Here is a 579-nt window from a genome sequence, read left to right as displayed (position 1 = left end):
GCGTACGGCGAGCCGCAGCCGGTGGCTCCGGCCTACGTCGAGCCCCAGCCGGCCGCGCCGGTCTACGTCGAGCCCCAACCGGTCGACGCGCCGCCCTACGCCGAACCGCAGCCCTACCCGGCGGAGCCCCCGGCATATCCCGTCGTCGTGCCGGCGGCACCGCCCGCGCAGGCGATCGTCCCCGTCTACCCTTCGCAGGAGCTCGCCCGTCCGGGGATGCCCGCGCCGGGCGGCGGCTACTGGATCACCCACCGCGACCTCCAGCTGAACCCCGAGACGCGCATCGTGCTCATCGGCGGGCAGCAGGTCGAGCTCACCCGCACCGAATTCGACCTGCTCGCGACCCTCCTCGAGTCGAAGCGTCGCGTGCGCAGCAAGGCCGACCTCACCCTCGTGCTGCGCGGCGAGTCGTACGTGACCTCCTACTACGTCGGCGAGGCCGACAAGCGCGCGGTCGAGGCGCACATGACGAACCTGCGCCGCAAGCTCGGCGACAACCCGTCGAACCCCCGCTACATCGAGACCGTCCGCGGCGTCGGCTACCGCCTCACCACCGAGCTGCTCGCGCCCTGACGCGCG

General features: G+C 73.1%; 1 protein-coding gene. It reads left to right on the top strand.

Going from position 1 to position 579, the window contains the following annotated elements; translation table 11 throughout:
• On the top strand, positions 1–573 hold a 573-nt coding region (locus RR49_RS16020), incomplete at its 5' end, for a winged helix-turn-helix domain-containing protein (protein WP_245610918.1).
• Between the last annotated feature and the right edge of the window lie 6 nt (positions 574–579).

The organism is Microbacterium ginsengisoli (assembly GCF_000956535.1).
GTDB lineage: Bacteria > Actinomycetota > Actinomycetes > Actinomycetales > Microbacteriaceae > Microbacterium > Microbacterium ginsengisoli.
This window is presented reverse-complemented; position numbering and strand designations above follow the sequence as displayed.